At 53.9% G+C, this 26102-nt stretch carries 30 protein-coding genes; 22 read left to right on the top strand and 8 right to left on the bottom strand.

The window, feature by feature from the left end; translation table 11 throughout:
• From MUU46_RS09940 to hisP, 14 genes are all read left to right on the top strand, one after another.
• A complete protein-coding gene (locus MUU46_RS09940; protein ID WP_159770137.1) occupies window positions 1-1014 on the top strand; it encodes an aspartate-semialdehyde dehydrogenase in 1014 nt (337 codons plus the stop codon).
• Entirely contained in the window at window positions 1014-1826 is an 813-nt protein-coding gene (gene truA / locus MUU46_RS09935) for a tRNA pseudouridine(38-40) synthase TruA (RefSeq protein WP_159760444.1), read from the top strand. The genes MUU46_RS09940 and truA overlap by 1 nt, the downstream gene beginning before the upstream one ends.
• 26 nt (window positions 1827-1852) lie before the next feature.
• Complete coding sequence (locus MUU46_RS09930; protein ID WP_159760442.1) at window positions 1853-2512, top strand: DedA family protein; 660 nt, start codon at window positions 1853-1855, stop codon at window positions 2510-2512.
• A 177-nt stretch (window positions 2513-2689) separates the two neighbouring features.
• Window positions 2690-3604: an acetyl-CoA carboxylase, carboxyltransferase subunit beta gene (gene accD, locus MUU46_RS09925; RefSeq protein ID WP_185153775.1), complete on the top strand. Its 915-nt coding sequence runs from the start codon at window positions 2690-2692 to the stop codon at window positions 3602-3604.
• Window positions 3605-3675: 71 nt separating this feature from the next.
• Entirely contained in the window at window positions 3676-4944 is a 1269-nt protein-coding gene (gene folC, locus MUU46_RS09920) for a bifunctional tetrahydrofolate synthase/dihydrofolate synthase (RefSeq protein ID WP_258965434.1), read from the top strand.
• On the top strand, window positions 4934-5635 hold the full coding sequence (gene dedD / locus MUU46_RS09915) for a cell division protein DedD (RefSeq protein WP_159760438.1): 702 nt from the start codon (window positions 4934-4936) through the stop codon (window positions 5633-5635). The genes folC and dedD overlap by 11 nt, the downstream gene beginning before the upstream one ends.
• Before the next feature lie 317 nt (window positions 5636-5952).
• Complete coding sequence (gene cvpA, locus MUU46_RS09910) at window positions 5953-6441, top strand: colicin V production protein (protein ID WP_097161729.1); 489 nt, start codon at window positions 5953-5955, stop codon at window positions 6439-6441.
• Window positions 6442-6474: 33 nt separating this feature from the next.
• Window positions 6475-7992 carry an amidophosphoribosyltransferase gene (purF, locus tag MUU46_RS09905; RefSeq protein ID WP_258965433.1) on the top strand — a complete coding sequence of 506 codons (1518 nt, stop codon included), beginning with the start codon at window positions 6475-6477 and terminating at the stop codon, window positions 7990-7992.
• 97 nt (window positions 7993-8089) lie between these two features.
• Window positions 8090-8662, top strand: coding sequence for a UbiX family flavin prenyltransferase (locus tag MUU46_RS09900; protein ID WP_258965432.1), 573 nt, complete (start codon window positions 8090-8092; stop codon window positions 8660-8662).
• 292 nt (window positions 8663-8954) lie between these two features.
• Window positions 8955-9737 carry a lysine/arginine/ornithine ABC transporter substrate-binding protein ArgT gene (gene argT, locus MUU46_RS09895; protein ID WP_258965431.1) on the top strand — a complete coding sequence of 261 codons (783 nt, stop codon included), beginning with the start codon at window positions 8955-8957 and terminating at the stop codon, window positions 9735-9737.
• Window positions 9738-9992: 255 nt separating this feature from the next.
• Entirely contained in the window at window positions 9993-10775 is a 783-nt protein-coding gene (gene hisJ, locus MUU46_RS09890) for a histidine ABC transporter substrate-binding protein HisJ (RefSeq protein WP_159760430.1), read from the top strand.
• Between the two features lie 66 nt (window positions 10776-10841).
• Complete coding sequence (locus MUU46_RS09885; protein WP_159760428.1) at window positions 10842-11528, top strand: histidine ABC transporter permease HisQ; 687 nt, start codon at window positions 10842-10844, stop codon at window positions 11526-11528.
• A complete protein-coding gene (locus MUU46_RS09880; RefSeq protein ID WP_159760426.1) occupies window positions 11525-12241 on the top strand; it encodes an ABC transporter permease in 717 nt (238 codons plus the stop codon). Before MUU46_RS09885 ends, MUU46_RS09880 begins: the two co-directional genes overlap by 4 nt.
• A 7-nt stretch (window positions 12242-12248) precedes the next feature.
• Window positions 12249-13022 carry a histidine ABC transporter ATP-binding protein HisP gene (gene hisP, locus MUU46_RS09875; protein WP_110509208.1) on the top strand — a complete coding sequence of 258 codons (774 nt, stop codon included), beginning with the start codon at window positions 12249-12251 and terminating at the stop codon, window positions 13020-13022.
• Window positions 13023-13059: 37 nt separating this feature from the next.
• Here the strand turns inward: hisP and MUU46_RS09870 are convergent, their stop codons facing one another.
• The 6 genes from MUU46_RS09870 to yfcG all read right to left on the bottom strand — a co-directional run bounded on the left by MUU46_RS09870 (window position 13060) and on the right by yfcG (window position 16580).
• Complete coding sequence (locus MUU46_RS09870) at window positions 13060-13554, bottom strand: GNAT family N-acetyltransferase (RefSeq protein ID WP_258965430.1); 495 nt, start codon at window positions 13552-13554, stop codon at window positions 13060-13062.
• Window positions 13555-13566: 12 nt separating this feature from the next.
• On the bottom strand, window positions 13567-14127 hold the full coding sequence (locus tag MUU46_RS09865) for a DNA-binding protein (RefSeq protein ID WP_258965429.1): 561 nt from the start codon (window positions 14125-14127) through the stop codon (window positions 13567-13569).
• A 20-nt stretch (window positions 14128-14147) separates the two neighbouring features.
• Entirely contained in the window at window positions 14148-14396 is a 249-nt protein-coding gene (locus MUU46_RS09860; RefSeq protein ID WP_258965540.1) for a hypothetical protein, read from the bottom strand.
• Window positions 14397-14625: 229 nt separating this feature from the next.
• Entirely contained in the window at window positions 14626-15519 is an 894-nt protein-coding gene (locus MUU46_RS09855; protein ID WP_258965428.1) for a TIGR01777 family oxidoreductase, read from the bottom strand.
• A gap of 18 nt (window positions 15520-15537) precedes the next feature.
• Window positions 15538-15900, bottom strand: coding sequence for a dihydroneopterin triphosphate 2'-epimerase (gene folX, locus MUU46_RS09850; protein ID WP_159760418.1), 363 nt, complete (start codon window positions 15898-15900; stop codon window positions 15538-15540).
• Between the two features lie 50 nt (window positions 15901-15950).
• Entirely contained in the window at window positions 15951-16580 is a 630-nt protein-coding gene (yfcG, locus tag MUU46_RS09845; RefSeq protein ID WP_159760416.1) for a GSH-dependent disulfide bond oxidoreductase, read from the bottom strand.
• A 138-nt stretch (window positions 16581-16718) separates the two neighbouring features.
• Here yfcG and yfcF point away from each other — a divergent pair, with 138 nt between their 5' ends.
• Genes yfcF through yfcD form a run of 3 tightly spaced genes read left to right on the top strand, consistent with a single transcriptional unit; the run spans window position 16719 to window position 18590 of the window.
• Entirely contained in the window at window positions 16719-17363 is a 645-nt protein-coding gene (gene yfcF, locus MUU46_RS09840) for a glutathione transferase (RefSeq protein WP_258965427.1), read from the top strand.
• A gap of 53 nt (window positions 17364-17416) precedes the next feature.
• Entirely contained in the window at window positions 17417-17968 is a 552-nt protein-coding gene (gene yfcE, locus MUU46_RS09835) for a phosphodiesterase (RefSeq protein ID WP_258965426.1), read from the top strand.
• A 55-nt stretch (window positions 17969-18023) separates the two neighbouring features.
• Window positions 18024-18590 carry an NUDIX hydrolase YfcD gene (gene yfcD / locus MUU46_RS09830; RefSeq protein ID WP_258965425.1) on the top strand — a complete coding sequence of 189 codons (567 nt, stop codon included), beginning with the start codon at window positions 18024-18026 and terminating at the stop codon, window positions 18588-18590.
• A 4-nt stretch (window positions 18591-18594) separates the two neighbouring features.
• Here yfcD and MUU46_RS09825 read toward each other — a convergent pair whose 3' ends face one another.
• Window positions 18595-19614 (bottom strand): LacI family DNA-binding transcriptional regulator, encoded by a 1020-nt coding sequence (locus MUU46_RS09825; protein ID WP_159760410.1) that lies wholly within the window; start codon window positions 19612-19614, stop codon window positions 18595-18597.
• A 217-nt stretch (window positions 19615-19831) separates the two neighbouring features.
• Between MUU46_RS09825 and MUU46_RS09820 the strand changes: the two genes are divergently transcribed.
• From MUU46_RS09820 to MUU46_RS09800, 5 genes are all read left to right on the top strand, one after another.
• A complete protein-coding gene (locus MUU46_RS09820) occupies window positions 19832-20275 on the top strand; it encodes a PTS sugar transporter subunit IIA (RefSeq protein ID WP_258965424.1) in 444 nt (147 codons plus the stop codon).
• A gap of 84 nt (window positions 20276-20359) precedes the next feature.
• Entirely contained in the window at window positions 20360-20632 is a 273-nt protein-coding gene (locus MUU46_RS09815) for a PTS sugar transporter subunit IIB (protein ID WP_258965423.1), read from the top strand.
• A 31-nt stretch (window positions 20633-20663) separates the two neighbouring features.
• Window positions 20664-22052 (top strand): PTS ascorbate transporter subunit IIC, encoded by a 1389-nt coding sequence (locus MUU46_RS09810; RefSeq protein ID WP_159760404.1) that lies wholly within the window; start codon window positions 20664-20666, stop codon window positions 22050-22052.
• On the top strand, window positions 22052-22885 hold the full coding sequence (locus MUU46_RS09805; protein ID WP_258965539.1) for a transketolase: 834 nt from the start codon (window positions 22052-22054) through the stop codon (window positions 22883-22885). Before MUU46_RS09810 ends, MUU46_RS09805 begins: the two co-directional genes overlap by 1 nt.
• Window positions 22878-23831, top strand: a complete 954-nt coding sequence (locus MUU46_RS09800) for a transketolase family protein (protein ID WP_159760402.1) — start codon at window positions 22878-22880, stop codon at window positions 23829-23831. Before MUU46_RS09805 ends, MUU46_RS09800 begins: the two co-directional genes overlap by 8 nt.
• Before the next feature lie 59 nt (window positions 23832-23890).
• On the opposite strand, the gene pta is transcribed toward MUU46_RS09800, so the two are convergent.
• On the bottom strand, window positions 23891-26032 hold the full coding sequence (pta, locus tag MUU46_RS09795; RefSeq protein WP_159760400.1) for a phosphate acetyltransferase: 2142 nt from the start codon (window positions 26030-26032) through the stop codon (window positions 23891-23893).
• Window positions 26033-26102: the final 70 nt, after the last annotated feature.

Genomic DNA, 26102 nt, shown 5'->3' with positions numbered 1-26102 from the left:
ATGTCTGAAGGCTGGAATATTGCCGTACTGGGCGCAACGGGTGCCGTAGGTGTTGCCCTGCTTGAAACTCTTGCAGAGCGTCAGTTCCCGGTGGGAGAAATTTACGGTCTGGCCCGTAGCGAAAGCGCCGGAGAATCCCTGCGCTACGAAGGTAAAACCGTGCGCGTGCAGGACGTCGCCGAGTTTGACTGGACTCAAGTTCAGCTGGCCTTTTTTGCTGCGGGGGTGGAAGCCTCTGCGGCCTGGGCTGACGAAGCCGCTAACGCAGGCTGTCTGGTGATTGATTTAAGCGGTCTGTTCGCGCTTGAGCCTGACGTCCCGCTGGTTGTGCCGGATGTGAACCCGTTTGTGCTGGCGGATTACCGCAATCGCAATATCGTGGCGGTGCCGGACAGCCTGACCAGCCAACTTCTGACTGCGTTGAAGCCGCTGATCGACGACGGTGGTCTGTCGCGTATCGCGGTTACCAGCCTGATGTCGGCATCCTCACAGGGCAAGAAGGCCGTCGACGCGCTGGCAGGGCAGAGCGCCAAACTGCTGAACGGCATTCCGATTGATGAAGATGATTTCTTTGGCCGTCAGTTAGCCTTCAATATGCTGCCACTGCTGGTTGATCGTGAAGGCGGTATTGCGGAAGAACGTCGTATTGTCGATCAGGCCCGCAAAATCATGCAGGACGATGGCCTGATGATTTCTGCTCAGTGCGTACGTGCGCCAGTGTTTTACGGTCTGGCGCAAATGGTTAGCTTCGAAGCGCTGCGCCCGCTGGCAGCAGAAGAGGCGCGTGACGCGTTCGAGCGCACTGAGGATATCGCCCTGTCTGCGGATACTGATTTTCCGACTCAGGTAGCTGATGCCTCCGGCAGCGCGCATCTTTCCGTGGGCTGTGTGCGTAACGATTACGGTATGCCTGAGCAGATTCAGTTCTGGTCGGTAGCCGATAACGTCCGTTTTGGCGGCGCGTTGATGGCGGTAAAAATCGCTGAGAAATTGGTTCAGGAGTATATGTACTGATGTCTGAAGTGGAAGCGCTGCCGGTCAGTAAAGTCGCGCTCGGCATTGAGTACGACGGCAGCAAATACTACGGTTGGCAACGACAGAACGACGTGCGCAGCGTGCAGGAAAAACTGGAAAAGGCGCTGTCGCAGGTCGCGAACGAACCGATTAGCGTGTATTGCGCAGGCCGAACTGACGCAGGCGTGCACGGCACCGGTCAGGTTGTGCATTTTGAAACGCAGGCGCAGCGCAAAGACGCGGCCTGGACGCTTGGGGTAAATGCGAATTTACCTAAAGACATCGCGGTGCGTTGGGTGAAAGCTGTGCCTGACGATTTCCATGCGCGTTTCAGTGCCACCGCACGTCGGTATCGTTACATTATCTACAATCAACGTCTTCGTCCGGCAGTGTTAAGCGAGGGCGTAACGCATTATTACCATGCACTTGATGCCGAACGCATGCAGCGTGCGGCGCAAAGTCTGCTCGGTGAGAATGACTTTACCTCGTTTCGTGCGGTCCAGTGTCAGTCGCGCACGCCGTGGCGAAACGTGATGCACATTAACGTCGAACGTTACGGTGCATACGTGGTGGTGGATATCAAAGCAAATGCCTTTGTACATCATATGGTGCGGAATATTGTGGGCAGCCTGATGGAAGTGGGTGCCGGAAACCAGCCTGAGAGCTGGATTGCAGAGCTGCTGGAGGCGAAGGACAGAACGCTTGCGGCAGCGACGGCGAAAGCTGAAGGGCTATATCTTGTTTCGGTAGATTATCCGGAACGGTTCGACCTTCCTACGCCGCCTATGGGCCCGCTATTTTTAGCGGACTGAATGCAGTCACTTAAGGTTAAGTTACTATGGATCTGATTCGCTTTCTGATTGATTTTATTTTGCATATTGATGTGCATCTGGCTGAACTGGTCGCGCAATACGGCGTCTGGGTCTACGCTATTTTGTTCCTGATTTTGTTCTGTGAAACAGGATTGGTGGTGACACCTTTCCTGCCAGGCGATTCGCTGCTGTTTGTTGCCGGTGCTCTTTCTGCGTTACCGACAAACGATCTGAACGTGCATTTGATGGTGGTATTGATGGTGATTGCGGCGATTGTCGGCGATGCACTGAATTACACCATTGGTCGCGTGTTTGGCGAACGGTTGTTCAGTAATCCGAATTCGAAAATCTTCCGTCGTAGCTATCTCGATAAAACGCACCAGTTTTATGAAAAGCACGGTGGGAAAACCATCATCCTCGCCCGTTTTGTGCCGATCGTCAGAACCTTCGCACCGTTTGTGGCGGGAATGGGGCACATGTCCTATCGTCATTTTGCGGCGTATAACGTGATTGGCGCGCTGCTGTGGGTACTGCTGTTTACCTACGCGGGTTATCTGTTCGGTGACCTTCCGATCATTCAGGAAAACCTGAAACTGCTGATCGTGGCCATTATCGTGCTGTCGGTCCTGCCGGGCATTATCGAGATAATTCGTCACAAGCGCGCCGCCGCTAAGCAGGTTAAATAATTACAGAGCCCGGAAAGTGGCGCAAAGTGGCACCGGTTAGACCACTTTTTTGTCCCATGTTCTGGGCTCTTATGTTTTAATGTGCAACATTTCATGGTCTGTAAGCCCTAAAAATGGCATTATTCGCCGCTTACAGCAAAAACTGGCATCGACCAGGTTCAGGCAGAAAGGTTATCAATGAGCTGGATTGAACGAATTAAAAGCAACATAACCCCCACGCGCAAGGCGAGTATTCCGGAAGGGGTATGGACCAAATGTGACAGCTGCGGACAGGTACTGTACCGCGCAGAGCTGGAGCGTAACCTGGAGGTTTGTCCGAAGTGCGATCACCACATGCGTATGTCAGCGCGTAACCGCCTGCATAGCCTGATGGATGAAGGTACTCTGGTAGAGCTGGGTAGCGAGCTTGAGCCGAAAGATCTGCTGAAGTTCCGCGACTCTAAGAAATACAAAGATCGTCTGGCTTCTGCTCAAAAAGAAACCGGTGAGAAAGACGCGCTGGTGGTAATGAAGGGGACCCTGTTTGGTGCACCTGTCGTTGCTGTGGCCTTTGAGTTTTCCTTTATGGGCGGCTCGATGGGTTCTGTGGTTGGTGCCCGTTTCGTCCGTGCCGTTGAGTATGCGCTGGAAAACAATTGCCCGATGGTGTGCTTCTCCGCCTCCGGTGGTGCGCGTATGCAGGAAGCGCTGATGTCACTGATGCAGATGGCGAAAACCTCTGCAGCGCTGGCAAAAATGCAGGAACGTGGTCTGCCGTATATTTCAGTGCTGACCGACCCAACCATGGGTGGCGTTTCCGCAAGCTTCGCAATGCTGGGTGACCTTAACATCGCTGAGCCGAAAGCGTTGATCGGCTTTGCCGGCCCGCGCGTTATCGAGCAGACGGTACGTGAAAAACTGCCGCCGGGCTTCCAGCGCAGTGAATTCCTTATCCAGAAGGGCGCGATCGACATGATCGTCCGTCGTCCGGAGATGCGCTTCAAGATTGCCAGCTTGCTGGCGAAGATGATGAATCTCCCGGCACCGAATCCGGATGCGCCACTTGAAGAAGTGGTGGTACCGCCGGTACCGGATCAGGAACCAGAGGCCTGATAAATGCAAAGGGCAGGGCCAGACGGCGCTGCCCTTTTTGCTTGTGCTAACCGTTAACTATCGCGGGTATCATGGAAAAAGACATCACTCCACTCGCCACGTCGCCCCTCGCCGCGTGGCTTTCTTATCTGGAACACCTGCACAGCAAAACCATCGATCTGGGACTGGCGCGCGTCAGCGAGGTCGCGGGTCGAATGGGCGTGCTGAAACCTGCTCCATTCGTCTTCACCGTCGCGGGTACTAACGGCAAAGGGACTACCTGCCGTACGCTTGAATCGGTGCTGTTGGCCGCAGGCTTTAAGGTCGGCGTATACAGTTCTCCGCATCTGGTCCGGTACACCGAACGCGTGCGCGTACAGGGTGGCGAGCTGGCTGAATCTGCACATACCGCGTCGTTTGCTGAAATCGAAAAGGCACGCGGCGAAATCTCCCTGACCTACTTTGAATTTGGTACGCTGTCAGCGCTGTGGTTGTTTAAACAGGCTCAGCTGGACGTAGTCATTCTGGAAGTGGGACTCGGCGGACGTCTGGACGCGACCAATATCGTCGATGCCGACGTGGCGGTTGTCACCAGCATTGCGCTCGACCATACCGATTGGCTAGGGCCGGATCGCGAAAGCATTGGCCGTGAAAAAGCCGGTGTGTTCCGCAGCGGTAAACCGGCAGTTGTCGGTGAACCCGATATGCCGCAGACCATTGCCGAGGTCGCTGCTGAAAAAGGCGCTACGCTGCTGCGTCGCGGCGTTAACTGGCGTTATGAGATCACGGGCGACAGCTGGCGGTTCAGCGATGCTCAGGGCGAGCTGAGCGCGCTCCCGTTACCGCAGGTGCCACAGCCTAATGCTGCGACGGCGCTGGCGGCGTTGCGGGCGAGTGGGCTGGCGATTGGCGAGCAGGCAATGCGGGACGGCATTCAGAACGCGATGCTGCCGGGGCGTTTCCAGATTGTGAGCGATTCACCGCGTCTGATCCTCGACGTGGCGCATAATCCTCATGCGGCGGCATATCTGGCGGAACGTCTGAAAATGCCGTCTACAGCCGGGCGTACGCTGGCGGTGATTGGTATGCTTCATGACAAAGATATTGCCGGGACGCTGGCCTGTCTGTCGGACGTTGTTGACAGCTGGTATTGCGCCCCGCTGGAAGGCCCTCGTGGGGCTACGGCGGAACAGCTGGTGGAACATTTGCGCGATGGCGCAGTCTATGCCACTGTAGCGCAGGCGTGGCATGCCGCGATGGCGGATGCTGGCCCACAAGATACGGTGCTGGTGTGTGGTTCGTTCCACACGGTGGCTCATGTAATGGAAGAGATGGACGCGGGGAGAACCGGTGGCGAGTAAGTTTCAGAATCGTTTAGTCGGAACCATTGCGCTGGTGGCACTGGGGGTTATTGTGCTTCCAGGGCTGCTGGATGGTCAGAAAAAGCATTATCAGGATGAGTTCGCGGCAATTCCCCTGGTTCCTAAACCGGGTGATAAAGAAGAACCGGATATGCTGCCAGCGGTTACGCAGGCGCTGCCTTCTCAGCCTCCGGAAGGGGCGGCAGAAGAGGTCAGGGCAGGGGATGCAGCAGCCCCATCGCTTGATACGTCGCGCTATGCGGCGAACAGCGGTGCGAATGAGATAGATGATGCCGCACAGCCTGCACCAAAACCGGTAGCACCTAAGCCTCAGGTTCAGACGCAAACCAGACCACAACGTGATACCACAAACGCACAGTCAGCAGCAACGACGCAAGCGCCTCCTGCTCAGTCGAAGCCTGTTGCCGAAGACAAACCGACGCCGACGGGCAAAGCCTACGTCGTGCAGCTCGGTGCGTTGAAGAATGCCGACAAGGTCAATGAGATTGTCAGCAAACTGCGTGGCGCCGGATATCGCGTCTTTACCGCGCCGTCTACGCCAGTGCAGGGCAAAATCACCCGCATTCTGGTGGGGCCGGACGCGTCGAAAGACAAGATGAAAGGTTCGCTTGGCGAGTTGAAACAGCTGTCAGGTCTGAACGGTGTGGTAATGGGCTACAGTCCGAACTAACGATACACTTCATCTTTCGAACAGCCTTTGCGTTGGCTTTACGTGTTCACCCCGGTCACATCGTTTTCTCTGTGACCGGGGATTCCCGCGTTTGCCGTCCTGGCGCATCTCGAAAGATTTTGGGTATATGCAACGAAATCGATGAAAATCGATTGGGCTGAAAGTGCCCTCAGAGGCGAAAAGCTCATGCGGCGTTGAACGTTTTTTCAGCGCCATTTTTATTTGGGCGGGGAAAGGAATTCCCTACGCAAACGTTTTCTTTTTCTGTTAGAATTCGCCCCGAACTGGACGACAGGGCGTAAAATCGTGGGACAACTATGGTCTGGATTGATTACGCCATTATTGCGGTGATTGGTTTTTCCTGTTTGGTAAGCCTCATCCGCGGCTTTGTTCGTGAAGCATTGTCACTGGTAACGTGGGGTTGTGCTTTCTTTGTTGCCAGTCATTACTACACTTATCTGTCTGTCTGGTTTACGGGCTTTGAAGACGAACTGGTTCGAAACGGGATTGCTATCGCGCTGCTCTTTGTCGCGACGCTTATCGTCGGTGCTATCGTTAACTACGTTATCGGTACGCTGGTAGAGAAGACGGGCCTGTCGGGAACCGACAGGGTGCTTGGGATCTGTTTTGGTGCGCTGCGTGGAGTATTGATCGTCGCCGCCATACTGTTTTTCCTCGATACCTTCACCGGCTTTTCGAAAAGCGACGACTGGCAAAAGTCTCAGCTGATCCCTCAGTTCAGCGTCGTCATCAGAATGTTCTTTGACTATCTGCAAAGCTCGTCAAGTTTCTTGCCCAAAGCATAAGCTTTGGGGAGTTCTGAACGAGGAAAATGACGTATGTGCGGTATTGTCGGTATCGCCGGTGTTATGCCGGTAAACCAGTCGATTTATGACGCGTTAACGGTGCTTCAGCACCGTGGGCAGGATGCCGCGGGCATCATCACCATTGATGCAAACAACTGCTTCCGTTTGCGTAAAGCCAACGGCCTGGTGAGCGATGTGTTTGGCGCCGTGCATATGCAGCGCCTGCAGGGCAATATGGGTATCGGCCATGTCCGTTACCCAACCGCCGGCAGCTCCAGCGCGTCTGAGGCTCAACCTTTCTACGTTAACTCACCTTATGGCATCACCCTTGCGCACAACGGCAACTTGACCAACGCTCACGAGCTGCGCAAAAAGCTGTTCGAAGAAAAGCGCCGCCATATCAACACTACTTCCGATTCTGAAATTCTGCTGAACATCTTCGCCAGTGAGCTGGACAACTTCCGCCATTATCCGCTGGAAGCTGACAACATTTTCGCTGCGATTGGCGCGACTAATCGTCAGATTCGCGGGGCGTATGCGTGTGTGGCGATGATTATCGGACACGGCATGGTGGCTTTCCGTGACCCTAACGGCATCCGCCCGCTGGTACTCGGTAAGCGTGATATCGGCGATGGTCGCACCGAATACATGGTGGCGTCGGAAAGCGTCGCGCTCGATACGCTGGGCTTTGAATTCCTGCGTGACGTGGCGCCAGGCGAAGCGATTTACATCACCGAAAAAGGCCAGTTATTCACCCGTCAGTGTGCTGACAACCCGGTGAGCAATCCCTGCTTGTTCGAATATGTTTACTTCGCTCGTCCGGACTCGTTCATTGACAAGATTTCCGTCTACAGTGCGCGCGTGAATATGGGCACCAGGCTCGGTGAAAAAATCGCCCGCGAGTGGGAAGATCTGGATATCGACGTGGTTATCCCGATTCCGGAAACCTCTTGCGATATCGCCCTGGAAATTGCACGCATTCTGAACAAACCGTACCGTCAGGGTTTTGTGAAAAACCGCTACGTGGGCCGTACGTTCATCATGCCAGGCCAGCAGCTTCGCCGTAAATCGGTGCGCCGTAAACTGAATGCCAACCGCGCAGAGTTCCGTGACAAGAACGTGCTGCTGGTAGATGACTCCATCGTGCGTGGTACGACGTCAGAGCAGATCATCGAAATGGCGCGCGAAGCCGGTGCGAAGAAAGTATACCTGGCATCTGCCGCACCGGAAATTCGCTTCCCGAATGTCTACGGAATCGATATGCCGAGTGCCACGGAGCTGATTGCTCATGGTCGTGAAGTGGATGAGATCCGCCAGATTATCGGCGCCGACGGTTTAATTTTCCAGGATCTGAACGATCTGATTGAAGCGGTTCGCGCTGAGAATCCGGATATTCAGCAGTTTGAATGCTCGGTATTCAACGGCGTATACGTCACCAAAGACGTGGACCAGCAATATCTCGATTATCTCGACACCCTGCGCAACGACGACAGCAAAGCGCTAGCGCGTCAGAATGAAGTCGAAAGCCTTGAGATGCATAACGAAGGTTAATCGTCTCCACGCCCTCTCGTGCAGAGAGGGCGTCTTTCCTTGCAACTCCCTCTGAATTCCGGCAAAGTCAGGCCCAGTACGAAGACAGGGCGGAATCATGAAACGACTCATTATTGGAATTTCCGGTGCCAGCGGCGCTATCTATGGCGTTCGGCTGTTGCAGGTGCTGCGTGACGTCGCAGAGGTGGAAACCCATTTGGTGATGAGTCAGGCTGCGCGACAGACGCTGGCCCTCGAAACCGAGTTTTCTTTACGTGAAGTGCAGGCGCTCGCCAATGTTGTTCACGATGCACGTGATATTGCTGCCAGCATCTCTTCGGGTTCGTTTAAAACCGACGGAATGGTTATCCTGCCGTGCTCGATAAAAACGCTCTCAGGCATCGTCCATAGCTACACCGATGGTTTACTGACCCGCGCCGCTGATGTGGTGCTAAAAGAGCGCCGTCGCCTGGTGCTTTGCGTGCGTGAAACGCCGCTGCATCTGGGGCATTTACGACTGATGACTCAGGCGGCGGAAATCGGCGCTATCATTATGCCGCCGGTTCCAGCATTTTATCACCGTCCGCAAACGCTGGACGACGTGATTGATCAAACGGTTAATCGCGTACTGGACCAGTTTGATATCACCTTGCCAAAAGAGCTTTTCACCCGTTGGCAGGGTACGGAATAGGCGCACTAAGATAGTGCATCTTTTTGGTGCATGTGTGGCCGCCCGACGATTTTGCAATCCCGATCAAATCCTCAACATTTAATCCCTCATTTCGCTGTTTAGCGCTGCGGTTTATCCGTTAGAGCTGTTATCTTTCAATCTTAAGACAACTCCGCAGCTATTCATTAACACATTTAACGCTGTTTTTTTGAGCAGATGTTTAGGTGGCATAAAACGTGCAGGGCTGTCTGGCAACACACAACACGATAGATTACATAACACGCAACTGCATCACGACACTTAAGGGTAATGTATGAAGAAGACGGTTTTGGCTCTCTCTTTAATGCTTGGGATCAGCAGTGCTTCCAGCGTATTTGCCGCGCTGCCGCAGACTGTTCGCATCGGTACTGACGCCACTTACGCGCCATTCTCATCCAAGGATGAGAAAGGGGATTTCGTCGGTTTTGATATCGATTTGGGTAATGAAATGTGCAAGCGCATGCACGTGAAATGTACCTGGGTTGGCATCGATTTTGACTCCCTGATCCCGTCCCTGAAGGCGAAGAAAATCGACGCCATTATCTCCTCACTGTCGATCACCGAAAAGCGCCAGCAGGAAATCGGCTTCTCTGACAAGCTGTACGCCGCTGACTCTCGCCTGATCGCTGCCAAAGGTTCTCCGATTGTCCCAACGCTTGATTCGCTGAAAGGCAAACATGTGGGCGTGCTGCAAGGCTCAACTCAGGAAACCTATGCCAATGAAAACTGGCGTAGCAAAGGCATCGATGTGGTGGCCTATCAGAACCAGGATCTTATCTATTCTGACCTCGCAGCTGGACGTCTCGACGCCGCTTTCCAGGACGAAGTTGCCGCCAGCGAAGGCTTCCTGAAACAGCCAGCCGGTAAAGAGTACGCCTTTGCGGGCCCGTCCGTTAAAGACAAGAAATACTTTGGCGACGGCACCGGCGTAGGTCTGCGTAAGGACGATACCGAGCTGAAAGCTGCCTTCGACAAAGCACTCGACGGACTGCGTAAAGATGGCACCTACGACAAGATGGCGAAGAAGTATTTCGACTTCAACGTCTACGGTGACTAAGACTGCACAGGCCCGGGAAACCGGGCCTTTCGGGCTGAGCAGTTATCTATACATGTGTGGCATAACGGCATAATGCTTTTTGCTGGTGCAACGAGCGCACTAAAATGGTGCGCGATTGCATAGTTAAGCAACAATAATGCAAAAAGTTGCGTATATGTCCCCATAACCTTTTGCCTTATCCGCATAAAAGGTGGCACGATAACTGTTCTTGATACTTCTGATTACCCGCTAAATGACAGTCTGTTGAGGATAGTTATGAAAAAACTGGCGTTGTCTCTTTCTCTTGCGTTGGCACTTTCCAGCGTTTCTACGGTTTTCGCAGCCATTCCTTCGAAAGTTCGTATTGGCACAGATCCGACTTATGCCCCCTTCGAATCCAAGAATGCGCAGGGGGAATTAGTTGGTTTTGACATCGATCTGGCAAAAGAGCTGTGTAAGCGAATTAAAGCGCAATGTACCTTCGTTGAAAACCCACTGGATGCGCTGATCCCGTCTCTGCAGGCGAAGAAAATCGACGCCATTATGTCCTCACTCTCCATTACGGAAAAACGCCAGCAGCAGATTGCCTTCACGGACAAACTCTATGCCGCAGACTCTCGCCTGGTGGTTAAAAAAGGCAGTCCGGTTACGCCGGATCTGAATGCCCTGAAAGGCAAGCGTGTGGGTGTTCTGCAAGGCACCACGCAGGAAACATACGGCAATGAGCACTGGGCACCAAAAGGCATCGAAATCGTCTCCTACCAGGGCCAGGATAATATCTATTCTGACCTGACGGCCGGACGTATTGATGCCGCATTCCAGGATGAAGTGGCGGCAAGCGAAGGCTTCCTCAAGCAGCCTGTCGGTAAAGATTATCAGTTTGGCGGCCCGTCCATTAAGGATGAAAAACTGTTCGGCGTAGGTACCGGTATGGGCCTGCGTAAAGAGGATAACGAACTCCGTGTTGCCCTGAATAAAGCCTTTGCTGAGATGCGCGCTGACGGCACCTACGACAAGCTGGCGAAGAAGTATTTCGATTTTAACGTATACGGCGAGTAATCGCTGTTTGCGCTGCTGACTCCGACGTTCCCGGGGCAGCAGCGCAGGACTGACAGGACAGGCTCAATGCTGTACGGGTTTTCACAAGTGATATTTCAGGGGGCCTTGGTCACCCTTGAGCTGGCCCTCAGCTCCGTAGTGCTGGCCCTGCTTATCGGTCTGGCAGGCGCTGCGGGCAAACTTTCCGGCAATCGTGCAGTGGCGCTTATTTTTGAAAGCTATACCACATTAATTCGTGGCGTTCCGGATCTGGTGTTGATGCTGCTGATTTTCTACGGTCTGCAAATTGCGCTCAACAGCATTACCGATGCGCTGGGCGTGGCACAGTTTGATATCGACCCGATGATTGCGGGCATCATTACCCTTGGTTTTATCTACGGAGCCTACTTCACCGAAACTTTCCGCGGTGCGTTTCTGGCAGTACCCAGAGGCCATATTGAAGCGGCGACTGCCTTCGGCTTTACCAGCCGTCAGACGTTTGTGCGTATTCTGTTTCCGGCAATGATGCGGTTTGCGCTGCCTGGGATTGGCAACAATTGGCAGGTTATCCTCAAAGCAACAGCCCTGGTGTCATTGCTGGGTCTGGAAGATGTGGTGAAAGCGACGCAGCTTGCAGGAAAAAGTACCTGGGAGCCGTTCTACTTCGCCATTGTCTGCGGACTGATTTATCTGGTATTTACGACGGTATCCAATGGAGTGCTGCTTCTGCTCGAACGTCGTTATTCCGTGGGTGTGAAGAGGGCTGACCTGTGATTGATATTATTCACGAATACTGGAAGTCCCTGCTGTGGACCGACGGTTATCGCCTTACTGGCGTGGCGATAACCCTCTGGCTGCTGATTTCTTCAGTGCTGATGGGCGGCATTCTGGCAGTGTTTTTAGCTATCGGCCGCGTATCCAGCAATAAATTCGTTCAGTTTCCGATTTGGCTCTTCACTTACATTTTCCGCGGTACACCGCTGTATGTGCAGCTTTTGGTGTTTTATTCTGGGATGTACACGCTCGAGATTGTTAAAGGCACCGAACTGTTGAATGCCTTTTTCCGCAGCGGCCTGAACTGTACGGTACTGGCGCTGACGCTCAACACCTGTGCGTACACCACGGAAATTTTTGCCGGGGCTATTCGCTCTGTGCCAGCGGGAGAAGTGGAAGCCGCGCGCGCCTACGGTTTTTCCGGCGTGAAGCTTTATCGCTGCATCATTTTGCCGTCGGCGCTACGTATCGCGCTCCCAGCCTACAGCAACGAAGTGATTTTGATGCTGCATTCCACAGCGCTGGCATTTACGGCCACGGTGCCGGATTTGCTGAAAATCGCCCGTGATATTAACTCTGCCACTTACCAGCCGTTTACCGCGTTTGGGATTGCGGCGGTGCTGTATCTGATTATCTCTTATGTGCTGATTAGCCTGTTCCGCAAGGCGGAAAAACGCTGGCTGCAACATGTGAAACCCTCTTCGACACACTGAGAACATCATGCCTGACAATAAATTAAACGTTATCGACCTGCACAAGCGCTACGGCGAACATGAAGTGCTGAAAGGGGTGTCACTGAAGGCCAACGCCGGTGATGTTATCAGTATTATCGGCTCGTCCGGCTCCGGGAAAAGTACCTTCCTGCGCTGCATTAACTTCCTCGAAAAGCCAAGCGAAGGGAATATTGTGGTCAGCGGGCAGAATATCGGCCTGGTGCGTGATAAAGACGGTCAGCTGAAAGTGGCGGATAAAAACCAGCTGCGCCTGTTGCGTACGCGTTTGACTATGGTGTTCCAGCACTTCAACCTGTGGAGCCACATGACGGTGCTGGAAAACGTGATGGAAGCACCGATTCAGGTTCTCGGTCTCAGCAAGCAGGAAGCGCGCGAACGTGCGGTGAAATATCTCGCGAAAGTGGGTATCGACGAGCGCCAGCAGATTAAATATCCGGTTCACCTTTCCGGTGGCCAGCAGCAGCGTGTGTCTATTGCCCGTGCGCTGGCGATGGAACCCGAAGTGCTGTTGTTTGACGAACCGACTTCAGCCCTTGACCCGGAACTTGTCGGCGAAGTGCTGCGCATCATGCAGAAACTGGCGGAAGAGGGGAAAACCATGGTGGTGGTGACGCATGAAATGGGCTTTGCCCGCGATGTGTCTTCCCACGTGATTTTCCTGCATCAGGGCCTGATTGAAGAAGAAGGCCATCCGGATGATGTCTTCGGAAGCCCGAAAAGCCCACGCTTGCAGCAGTTCCTGAAAGGTTCGTTAAAATAAGCTATTTTCCCTCGTCCAGCGCGGGCGAGGGGAATATTCACCGCTCCAGTCGATACACCCAATCGTCGTAAAGCTCGCCGTTAATCTCGAAGGCCTTTTCCAGCACCTGCGTGCGTACAAACCCAAGTTTTTCCAGCAAACGCACCGACCCGTCGTTATCGGCCAGCACCCAGGCGTTAATCGCTTGCAGGCCGAGTGTGGAAAAACCATATTCGCAAATGGCCGCCAGGGCTTCCTGCGCGTACCCTTTGCCCTGTGCCTGAGGCAGCAAGGCGTAGCCGATATCGGCTTCCTGAGCGTTATGCGTGCTAACCTGCAGCCCCATATCACCCACGCATTCTCCTTCGCGGTCATGTATCGCGAACACATGACCTGAAAGCCGTGAACTGAACTTCAGACGCAGTTCTGCTTCTGAGAGCGGCACTCCCATAAAGCGCATTACCTGCGGGTCGCTGCGCAGAGCCAGAAAACAGGGCCAGTCATTTTCAGACATCGGGGAAAGCCTCAGGCGTGAAGTAAGCAATACTGGCATGGCGTCTCCTGATTATTGAGGCGTTGGTGCAGCACCTTTGTGTTCCAGCTGGTGCAGGTAATGCATCACCGTTCCTTTTTCAAGCGAAGAACGAAGTTGCAATGCGAGGTTCATACTGTCGAGAATGTGTGCATTGGCAATAAGCAGTGAGTCAGGCGGAATACGCCCTTCACTCGCCAGCCAGTCAACAACCGTGCGCCAGTGCCAGAGCGGGGAGTTTCCCTTTACGCGCTGTACCGGGCCAGGAAACTGACGTGAACCTCTGGCGCCATCTTTCAGCAATGCGATGGCCTGGCGCGTGAGGCCGGTCAGTTCTGCAATATCGCTTAATCCGACCAGGGTGGAATCGACGGATTCGACTCGTGCGCCAATTCCTGCTGATTCGATATCATTGACCGCGGAAAGCACGGCCTGTGCCAGGCTTTGTGCCTCACGATCGAATTCAAGATACACGGCGGTGCCGTAAAAGCAGACCAGGGCGTCATCGCAGCCCGAGGTAAAAAGGCGGTCTTCCAGCGCGGAGGTATCTGACGTTACGCCTGAAAGCGTCAGAGTGAAATTAAATAGTGGCATGACGACTCCTTGTTTCTCTGTTATTCCAGAATTCCCGTTGGCACAGGCAGTGGGAGACAACTATCCACTTTCCTGATGATTTGTCGGGCATGGTTCTGTGGGCTACCGGGCGTCGACCAGACGCTCATCATATGTTGCCGGTGCGCGGGAATGCTGCATTTCAACCTGCCGAAACAGTGTGAACTGTGACCACCAGGGGCAAAAAACCAGCCTTGTGATTCGGCATAACGGATAGCCGCGCGGATATGTTTGTCAGGATGTTCCTTCATCATTTTGTCCAGTGCAGTATGAATAATGTGTTGACCGGTGTCAACAGTCTGCTCGAGTGAAATTTAACCCGTTGTGCTCGCACAGAGAATACGCCAGCTGCAGATCATTCATGCTGAAAGGGGAGGGGGAATGGATAAGAATTTTTCAAGGATACGAGCATGCTTCCAGCGAGACTGAAACCGTCACGCCGGAACGTACAAATGAAGATGATAAATGCGAGGAAGAGAATTAAGGCAGGACGTCGCCTAACGCTTCCTCAAGATCGTACCATCGAAAGCCGAAACCAGACTCTTCAAGGCGCTTAGGCAGCGCCCGTTGTCCACCTAAGACCAGCACAGAAGACTCCCCCATTAGCAATCTGACGGCAGTTGCCGGGGCTCGCAGCACAGCGGGTCGATGCAGCGCATGGCCGAGGGCATGGGCAAATTGTTCGTTCCGAACCGGATATGGCGAAACCATGTTGAATGGGCCGCGCAGGTCATTATCCAGCAGCCAAATAATGCCGTTAACCATATCGTCGATATGGATCCACGAGAGGTATTGACGACCCGTGCCGACAGGACCGCCAAGACCGAGTTTGAAGGGCGGTACCATTTTACCGAGAATCCCCCCTTTAGGCGCCAGAACGACGCCGGTACGCAGCAAACAAACGCGGGTGTTCTCGCTTTGCGCATCGCAGGCAATTTGCTCCCAGCGGGCGCAGAGTTTATGGGTGAATTCGTTATGTGGAGGTTCTTCTTCTGTCACCACCACTTCACCGAGGTCGCCGTAGTATCCCGCGGCAGAACCGGAAATCAGCACTCTCGGTGGCTGAGTGCTTGCAGAAAACAAGGCAACCAGCTTTTGGGTGATGTGCCAGCGGCTGTTGCACAACCGCTGTTTTTGCTCTTCGGTCCAGCGTTTGTCGGCGATGGGTTCGCCTGCAAGATTGATTACTGCGTCGATACCGTCAAGCGTGCTGTGTTCGTTGAGTCCTTTCCAGAGTTCAACGCGGGCATCCAACTGCTGGCGTGCTTTCTCTGGGCTACGTGTCACCACAATGACGCCGTGACCGAGCTCCAGCAAGCGTGGGATCAAATGACGGCCAATCAGGCCAGTACCGCCGGTAATCAGGATCTTCATGCCACCTCCGGATTGCGTTTAGCCTCGCCAGCTCATGGTCATAGAGACAGAATCGGCATAGCGCAGCGCGTGAAGTTTGTCGATTTCCACTTCAGCATAAGTGACCCAGTGATGTTCGCATGCGATATTGAGCACATCCTGAGTTAATTTTTCCAGCAAAGAGAAGCGGCTATTCTCAACATGCTGAATAATGCGCTTAGTGATGGTGCGGTAGTTCAGCGCATCATTGATATCTTCGCTATTGCGTGCGTTTTCCGCAGGATAATGGATAGACACGTTGATGACGATATCCTGACGGTTCGCTATCTCTTCTTCTTTGATACCGATGTAGGTACGCAGGCGCAGGTTCTTGATTCGAATAATGGCGTCTGGTTGGGACATTGCAGGTTTCCTCTTGGTTATTATCCCAACCATAATACAACAAAGCGCTGTTAATTCGCCTGGGCCTTCTGCATAGCGCGCTCTGTAGCCGGACGCAGGCGTATCCGCTCAAACCAGTTGTTCACCGCCGGGAAATTTTGCAGGTCGATGCGCTGTCGCAGATGCGCGTTAACCCACGGCCAGCAGGCGATATCGGCAATGCTGTAATGCTCGCCGCCGAGCCAGGGTGAGATGCTCAGCCGCTTGTTTAACACGTTATAGAGTCGCAGGGTTTCAACCTGATAACGTTCAATGGCGTAAGGCACCGGCTGAGGCGCGAAGTGGTTGAAATGATGATTCTGCCCAAGCATTGGCCCCAGACCGCCGACCTGCCAGAACAGCCACTGAAGCGTGACATGACGCTCCCGCAGTTCACCGCTCAGCAGCTTTCCTGATTTTTCGGCTAGATACAGCAAAATTTCACCGGACTCAAACAGGCTAAAAGGGGCTCCCCCATCAGCAGGAACGTGGTCAACAATGGCCGGGATCTTATTATTGGGCGACACTGTCAGAAATTCAGGGCGAAACTGATCGCCCCTGCTGATATCCACGCGGATCTGCCGGTAAGCGAGCTGTGCTTCTTCCAGAAACAGCGTGATTTTATGGCCGTTAGGGGTAGGGGCGTAATAGAGATCAATCATTTTAACTCCTGGACCTGGGGTATTGTCATGATTTTTCGAGTATAGGTGGTTAAGGAAATTGTGTGAGTTTTCATCGAGTGACAGCCTGTCAAAGACACGATATGTTGACGTTTTCACCCGAAAACCGTTGAGGAAGCTATGACTCGTCCCGTAATAACGCTGTGGTCCGATAACCGTTTTTACTCGCCGTTTGTGATGTCCGTTTATGTCGCTTTGCAGGAGAAAGGGCTGGCGTTCAGTCTGAAAACCGTCGATTTGGCAAAGGGTGAACATCTACAATCTGGCTGGAAGGGGTACGGCTTAACCCGCCGGGTGCCGCTGCTGGAGGTGGATGCCTTCGAACTGACCGAATCCTCGGCCATCACCGAATATCTTGATGAGCGTTTCGCCCCGCCGCAGTGGGAGCGCCTTTATCCGCATGATATCGAAAAGCGTGCCCGCGCCCGGCAGGTTCAGGCCTGGATACGCAGTGATTTCATGTCCATCCGAGAAGAACGTTCCACAGACGTTGTCTTTGGGGGGGTGAAAAAACCGGCACTTACTCGCGCTGGAGAAAAAGCCGCAGCGAAACTGTACGCCACCACAAGCGCGCTGCTATCCCACGGGAAGCCAAACCTGTTTGGAGAATGGTCTATCGCGGATACCGACCTGGCGCTGATGATTAATCGCCTGGTGTTGAACGGGGATGATGTCCCGGAACCGCTGGCCGATTATGCCTCCTTCCAGTGGCAGCGAGCATCAGTCCAGCGCTTCCTTGCGCTCTCGGCAAAACACGTAGGCTGAACAGGCCGCAATAATCCGTTATGATAGTGCGGTTTTTTGTGGAGGAATGATTGATGAAGCTGATGTTTGCATCTGATATTCACGGGTCTTTACCCGCCGCTGAACGCGTGCTGTCTCTGTTTGCACAGAGTGACGCCAGATATCTGGTCATTTTGGGCGATGTGTTAAATCATGGCCCGCGTAACGCCTTACCTGAAGGTTATGCGCCAGCTGAAGTTGCTGAATGCTTAAATACGCAGGCAGAGCGGATTATTGCCGTGTGCGGGAACTGTGACAGTGAAGTGGACCAGATGCTGCTGCATTTTCCCATCACTGCGCCATGGCAGCAGGTGTTGACCACCGAACAGCGTCTGTTTTTGACTCATGGACATTTGTTTGGTCCGGACAATCTGCCGTCCCTCGTGGCTGGCGATGTGCTGGTTTATGGTCATACTCATATTCCGGTTGCTGAACGTAGAGGCGACATCTTCCACTTCAACCCGGGTTCCATCAGCATACCGAAAGGCGACTTTAGTGCCAGTTACGGTATGATGGAGGGCAATAAATTGCGGGTTTTAGCACTCAATGATCAACGGGTTATTGCAGAGGTGGCAATTAATCCGTAATTTACCCGACAACCGTAAACGCGCCGCGAGAGCGTAATAAAGAGAAGGTTTTCCGATGGTGGAGCAGAATTTGGCAAGCACAGAATGGGTGGATATCGTCAACGAAGACAATGAGGTCATCGCACAGTCCAGCCGTGAACAAATGCGTGCGCAGTGTCTGCGTCATCGCGCGACCTATATTGTGGTTCATGACGGCATGGGAAAAATTCTCGTACAGCGCCGGACTGAAACCAAAGATTTTATGCCGGGTATGTTGGATGCCACCGCTGGCGGCGTGGTGCAGTCTGACGAGCAACTGCTCGACTCAGCGCGTCGCGAAGCAGAAGAAGAGCTTGGTATTGCAGGCGTGCCGTTTGCCGACCACGGACAATTCTACTTCGAAGACAAGCACTGCCGTGTGTGGGGCAGCCTTTTCAGCTGTGTATCTCACGGTCCGTTTGCGTTGCAGGAAGAAGAAGTAACTGAAGTCTGCTGGCTAACGCCGGAAGAGATAACCGCCCGTTGCGATGAATTTACCCCTGACTCACTGAAGGCGCTGGCGCTGTGGATGACCCGCAATGCCAAGAACGAAGCCGCGAAAGACGCGTCAAAAGACGCGCCGAAAGAAGAAGAGACCGAGTAACGTTTTAGCAGCTGTCCCGTAAACACAGTTTTGCGGCGATGGCGGGGTTATCATTCCACTCCTCATCATTGAGACGCGCCAGCAGGGCGCGTCCAGCCTCAATTCCTATCTGCTTGTGTGGCACTGAAATCGTCGTCAGTGGCGGTTGACAGACGCGGCTCACGTCGCTGTCCCCGAAGCCCACAATCGCCAGATCGTCTGGCACTTTTATTCGCCGACGCTGGCACTCATACAGTGCACCACAGGCCATTTCATCCGACACACACACCAACGCATCCAGCTCAGGCCACGCCAGTAAAAATTCAGGCAACTGCGCCGCTCCCGTTGTAAACGTAGCCGGTTCGGCGGCATTTATGACGCGATTGGGCGACATATGATGGCGCAGCATCGCTTTATACCAACCCTGTAAATGCTGCTGAAAAATCCACTGTTCCTGATTGGCGCACAGCAGGCCGATATTCTGATAGCCGCGCTGAATCAGTGTTTGCGTTAGTTCAAACATGGCCGCGACGTTATCGATACCGATATTCATGTCCAGCGGGTCGGTACGTTTGGCACCAATTTCCATCACCGGAATACCGCTGTTTTCCAGCCACTGGTGCGTGGTATCGCTGTGCTCAACGCTAAGCAGAATAGCGGCGGCGATGTTAGATGCCAGCAGCGTTTCGAGCAGTTTTTCTTCCTGGTCGAGGTGATGACGCGATTCCGCGAGCATGATTTGGTAGCCCGCAGGCTGCAAAATTTGCTGCAGTCCGGCGAACATTTCTGAGCAGCCGACCTGTGCCAGGCTCGGAACGACCATGCCAATCGTCCAGGATGATGCGGATGCCAGCGCGCTTGCCGCCATGTTGGGCATATATCCCAGTGCCTGAACCGCCGCTTCAATCTTTTCCCGGAGTTTATCGGAGACCTGTTCCGGCGTGCGCAGCGCACGGGAAACGGTCATCGTTCCCACGCCCGCCAGCTGTGCCACATCTGCCAGCGTGACTTTGCCAGTACTGCGACGTTTTCGGGTCAGAGACATGCTTCTTCCTGATTGAAATCTCGTTTTGACAGTGCATGCAGTATACGCCGGAAATCCCTCTTTTTGCTGAGTTATTACACCATGTTCACATTTTGATAGCGCTATCACAATTTCCGCACCTGATAATTTGGTAGCGCTATCTTTGTGATCGTTGTCACGGTCAGCATTCAGGACCTTGCATAAAGTTTGTCCACTTACCGAATGCTGGAGAACACGAATGCTGAGTCAATGGCTCCACGAAGGAACGATCCGGTTGCAGGAACGAGTCGAAAACTGGCCGCAGGCTCTGGAGGTTTGCGCCGAGCCGCTGCTGGAAGCGCGCGTGATAATGCCGGAGTACGTCACCGCCATTATCGAGCAGCACCAAAAACTTGGGCCGTATTATGTGTTGGCTCCCGGCCTTGCGATGCCGCATGCTCGCCCGGAAGAGGGGGCAAAAGGTTTAGGTCTTTCGTTACTGAAACTGCAACATGGCGTCAATTTTGGTTCGAGCGAGCATGATCCGGTGGATCTGATTATTATGCTGGCGGCCCCGGATAAACACAGCCACATTGAAATGATCTCTGCGCTGGCAGAATTATTTTCCAACGAAGAGGAATTACTGTCGCTACACCAGGCGAAATCCTTTGGGGAGATAAAAAATATAATATCACGTTTCTGATTGTTTTAATTTCTAACCCTGACATCCAACATTTTACTCACGGGTAACGTGCGGGCTGACTCTACGAAAAAAAAGGTGACAATAATGAAAATTATGGCGATTTGCGGATCCGGCCTTGGCAGTAGTTTTATGGTCGAGATGAATATTAAAAAAATCCTCAAGAAACTGAATATCGAAGCAGAGGTGGAGCACTCAGACCTTTCATCAGCCACGCCGGGCGCGGCAGATCTCTTTGTGATGGCAAAAGACATCGCCGAAAGCGCCAGCGTACCGGATAACCAACTGGTGGTTATTAATAATATTATCGACATCAATGAACTGGAAAATAAGCTCAGTGCTTATTTCGCCGGTCGTTAATCAATTATCTCTCAGAGAGTGAGGCGCAGATATGTTTATCCTCGAATCGCTTAATTTTGTGGTAGATATTCTTAAAGTCCCTTCAGTGCTGGTGGGTTTAATTGCACTGATTGGTTTGGTAGCGCAGAAAAAATCATTTTCAGACGTTGTTAAAGGCACGGTAAAAACCATTCTGGGCTTTATTGTGCTGGGCGGTGGCGCGGGTGTTTTAGTGGGCTCGCTGAACCCACTGGGTGGGATGTTTGAACACGCGTTCAATATTCAAGGGATAATTCCGAATAACGAAGCGATTGTGTCCATCGCGCTGGAAAAATATGGTGCAGCGACGGCGCTGATCATGGCCTTCGGCATGGTAGCGAACATTGTGGTAGCTCGCTTCACCCGTCTGAAATACATTTTCCTGACCGGGCATCACACCTTCTACATGGCCTGCATGATTGGGGTCATCCTCACCGTCGCAGGTTTTGAAGGCATCGGTCTGGTGTTTACCGGCTCGCTGATCCTGGGCCTGATCATGGCGTTTTTCCCGGCCATTGCGCAGCGTTATATGAAGCGCATAACCGGTAATGACGACATCGCGTTTGGTCACTTCGGGACGCTCGGCTACGTGCTTTCTGGCTGGATTGGCAGCAAAGTGGGCAAAGGTTCTCGCTCAACCGAGGAGATGAACCTGCCGAAAAACCTCAGTTTCCTGCGCGACAGTTCCATTTCCATTTCACTGACCATGATGATCATTTATCTGATTATGGCGGTTTGCGCCGGGCGTGAGTACGTTGAGGCGCAGTTCAGCGGCGGCCAGAACTATCTCGTCTACGCCATCATCATGGCGATCACCTTCGCGGCAGGCGTGTTCATCATCCTGCAGGGCGTGCGACTGATTCTGGCGGAAATCGTTCCGGCATTTACCGGCTTCTCGGAAAAACTGGTCCCGAATGCGCGTCCGGCACTCGATTGCCCGGTAGTGTATCCGTACGCCCCAAATGCGGTGCTGATTGGCTTCCTGTTCAGCTTCCTTGGCGGCCTGGTGGGGCTGTTCCTCTGCGGACAGTTCAAATGGGTGCTTATCCTGCCGGGCGTCGTGCCTCACTTCTTCACAGGCGCAACCGCGGGCGTGTTCGGTAACGCCACCGGCGGACGTCGCGGAGCAATGATCGGCGCGTTCGCAAATGGCCTGCTGATCACCTTCCTGCCGGTATTACTGCTGCCAGTTCTCGGCGCGCTGGGCTTTGCCAACACCACATTCTCTGATGCCGATTTCGGTGCGGTGGGCATCGTGCTGGGCAACCTCGCGCGTTATCTGTCACCAATGGCGATAACCGGCCTGGTGGTGGTTATCTTCGCGCTGTTGGTGCTGTTCAACTATCTGGCCAAAGGCAAAGTCGCTGGCAATGATTCCCCGCAAAATACAGGAGCCAAATGATGAGTACGGTTGCAGAAGTCACTCAATTGGCGCGCGATATCCGCGTTGCCACCCTGAAATCGCTGACGGACCTTGGGTTTGGTCATTATGGCGGCAGCATGTCGGTGGTGGAAACCCTGGCGGTGCTCTATGGCGACGTAATGCGCATCGACCCGGGCGACCCGGACTGGAAAGAGCGCGACTATTTCGTGTTGTCGAAAGGTCACGCGGGCCCGGCGCTGTACAGCACGCTCGCCATCAAAGGCTATTTTCCGCAGGAAGAACTAAGCACCCTGAACCATAACGGCACCAAACTGCCGAGCCATCCGGACAGGCTGAAAACGCGCGGCGTGGATGCCACAACCGGTTCGCTGGGCCAGGGGATTTCCATTGCCGGAGGCATGGCGCTCTCGCACAAACTGGCGGGGCGCAGTAACCGCGTGTTCTGTATCGTCGGCGACGGCGAACTGAACGAAGGCCAGTGCTGGGAAGCGTTCCAGTTCATCGCACATCACAAACTCAATAACCTGACGGTGTTTGTCGACTGGAACAAGCAGCAGCTCGACGGCGAACTGGATGAAATCATCTGCGCGTTCGACCTGCACGAAAAATTCACCGCCTTCGGTTATGACGTGGTCACGGTGAAGGGGGACGACATTCCTGGCCTGATAGACGCGGTGAAACCGGTGCCCGAAGCGAATGCCCGACCACGGCTGATTATCCTCGACAGCATCAAAGGGCAGGGCGTGCCGTATCTGGAAAATCTGGGTAACTCGCACCACCTGCGCCTGACCGACGACATGAGAAAAACCCTGAACGACACCATTGCCCAACTGGAGGCCACACATGATTAAGGTTGCACCTGCGGGAGAAAAAGACGCGATCGAGATGCGTAAAGTCTATGCCGGATTTGTGACGGATCAGATTGAAGCGGGCAGCGAAATCATCGCGCTCGAAGCCGACCTGATGAGTTCGATGGCGATGGATAGCGTCCATAAAAAATACCCGCAGCAGGTGATTAACTGCGGGATTATGGAAGCGAACGTGATTGGCACCGCGGCAGGATTATCGCTGACCGGTCGTAAGCCGTTCGTGCATACGTTCACTGCGTTCGCCAGCCGCCGCTGTTTCGACCAGTTGTTTATGTCGCTCGACTACCAGCGTAATAACGTCAAAGTCATCGCCTCCGATGCGGGCGTCACTGCCTGTCATAACGGCGGGACGCACATGTCATTTGAAGATATGGGCATTGTGCGCGGGCTGGCGAACTCAGTGGTGATGGAAGTGACCGATGCCACCATGTTTAAGGACATCCTAAATCAGCTGATTGACCTGGAAGGTTTTTACTGGGTGCGCACCATCCGCAAGCAGGCCCCGTCTGTGTATCAGGAAGGCTCAACTTTCACCATCGGCAAAGGCAACGTGCTGCGTGAAGGCGACGACATCACGCTCATCGCGAACGGCATTATGGTGGCAGAAGCGCTAGAAGCCGCTCGTCGTCTGGAGCGTGAGGGCATCAGTGCGGCGGTCATCGATATGTTTACGTTAAAGCCTATCGACCGGATGCTGGTGAAAAACTACGCCGAAAAAACCGGGCGTATCGTGACCTGTGAAAATCACAGTATTCATAACGGCCTGGGGTCGGCGGTGGCAGAAGTGCTGGTCGAAACCTGTCCGGTGCCGATGCGTCGTGTGGGCGTGAAAGAACGGTATGGTCAGGTCGGAACGCAGGATTTCCTGCAACAGGAATATGGCCTGACGGCGGATGAGATCGTGAAAGCGGCGAAGGAACTGCTGTAGACAAATTGAAGTAATAAAAAAGGCAGCCATTTGGCTGCCTTTTGCATTTCAGCGGAGGATTATTCCTGCTGAGACGACTGGATCGCGGTCAGTGCGATGGTGTAGACGATGTCGTCTACCAGCGCGCCACGAGACAGGTCGTTGACGGGTTTGCGCATACCCTGCAGCATCGGCCCGATGGAGATCAGGTCGGCTGAACGCTGTACCGCTTTGTAGGTGGTGTTACCGGTGTTCAGGTCTGGGAAGATGAACACGGTAGCGCGACCTGCAACCGGAGAGTTCGGCGCTTTGGATTTCGCAACGTCTGCCATTACGGCGGCGTCATACTGCAGCGGGCCGTCGATAACCAGGTCCGGACGTTTTTCCTGCGCGATGCGAGTGGCTTCACGCACTTTCTCAACGTCGCTACCCTGGCCGGAAGTCCCGGTGGAGTAGGAGAGCATGGCTACGCGCGGGTCGATACCGAATGCAGCAGCGGAATCCGCAGACTGGATAGCGATTTCGGCCAGCTGCTCAGCGGTTGGATCCGGGTTAATCGCGCAGTCACCGTAAACATAAACCTGTTCAGGCAGCAACATGAAGAACACAGAAGAAACCAGTGAGCTGTTCGGCGCAGTTTTGATCAGCTGCAGCGGTGGACGGATGGTGTTGGCGGTGGTGTGAACCGCGCCAGAAACCAGACCGTCAACTTCGTCCTGCTCCAGCATCATGGTGCCGAGCACAACGTTGTCTTCCAGCTGCTCGCGAGCCACGGCTTCAGTCATGCCTTTGCTCTTACGCAGTTCGACCAGGCGCGCGACGTAGCTTTCACGTACCACTTCCGGATCGACAATTTCGATGCCTGCGCTCAGTTCAACACCCTGGTCAGCCGCAACGCGGGTGATTTCTTCCGGGTTGCCGAGCAGTACACAGGTCGCGATACCGCGCTCTGCACAGATAGCAGCCGCTTTCACAGTACGTGGTTCGTCGCCTTCTGGCAGAACAACGCGTTTGCCTGCTTTACGCGCCAGCTCGGTCAGCTGGTAGCGGAACGCTGGCGGAGACAGACGACGGCTACGCTCAGACGTTGCAGTCAGTGACTCGATCCAGTTGGCATCGATGTGGCTAGCCACATATTCCTGCACTTTTTCGATACGCGCATGGTCATCAACCGGCACTTCGAGGTTGAAGCTCTGCAGGCTCAAGGACGTCTGCCAGGTGTTAGTGTTTACCATGAATACTGGCAGGCCAGTGGCGAACGCACGTTCACACAGCTTGCTCACACGCGCATCCATTTCGTATGCACCGGTCAACAGGATGGCACCGATTTCAACGCCATTCATTGCTGCCAGACATGCTGCAACCAGCACGTCTGGACGGTCTGCGGAGGTCACCAGCAGAGAGCCTGCGCGGAAGTGTTCCAGCATGTGCGGAATGCTGCGCGCACAGAAGGTCACGGACTTCACGCGGCGGGTGTTGATGTCGCCTTCGTTCACGATGGTCGCGTTCAGATGACGAGCCATATCGATTGCACGGGTAGCAATCAGATCAAAGCTCCATGGCACCGCGCCCAGCATTGGAAGCGGGCTGGATGCTACCAGGTCTGTCGGATTGATTTTCACAACTTTCGCAGTGGAAGAATCGTCGAAAATTTCAGACAGGTCAGGACGAGTACGGCCCTGATCATCAACCGGTGCGTTCAGCTTGTTAACGATAACGCCGGTGATGTTGGTGTTTTTCGCGCCGCCGAAGCTGCTACGGGTCAGTTCGATACGCTCTTTCAGGCCTTCCTGAGTATCGGTGCCCTGAGACATTACGAACACGATTTCCGCATTCAGCGTCTTAGCAATCTCGTAGTTCAGGGACTGTGCGAACTGGTGTTTACGGGTCGGGACCAGGCCTTCAACCAGCACCACTTCAGCATCCTGAGTGTTCGCGTGGTAGTTAGCGATGATCTCTTCCATCAGCACGTCATTCTGGTTGCTGGAGAGCAGAGATTCAACGTGGCTCATCTTCAGCGGTTCAGCTGCTGGCAGATTGGAGTTAGCACGCACGATAGCCGTGGTCTGGTCTGGCGCATCGCCACCGGCACGCGGCTGAGCGATTGGCTTAAAGACGCTCAGACGAACGCCTTTGCGTTCCATAGCGCGGATAACGCCAAGGCTGACGCTGGTCAGACCGACGCTGGTTCCGGTAGGGATCAGCATAATTGTACGGGACACGATTTATCCTCTTTCGTTACCGCCAAGGGTTGGCGGGATCCAAAACAGCACCGCCAGCTAGGCTGGCGGT

It is taken from the genome of Scandinavium tedordense (genome assembly GCF_024764965.1).
GTDB classification, from domain to species: Bacteria; Pseudomonadota; Gammaproteobacteria; order Enterobacterales; family Enterobacteriaceae; genus Scandinavium; species Scandinavium tedordense.
This window is presented reverse-complemented; position numbering and strand designations above follow the sequence as displayed.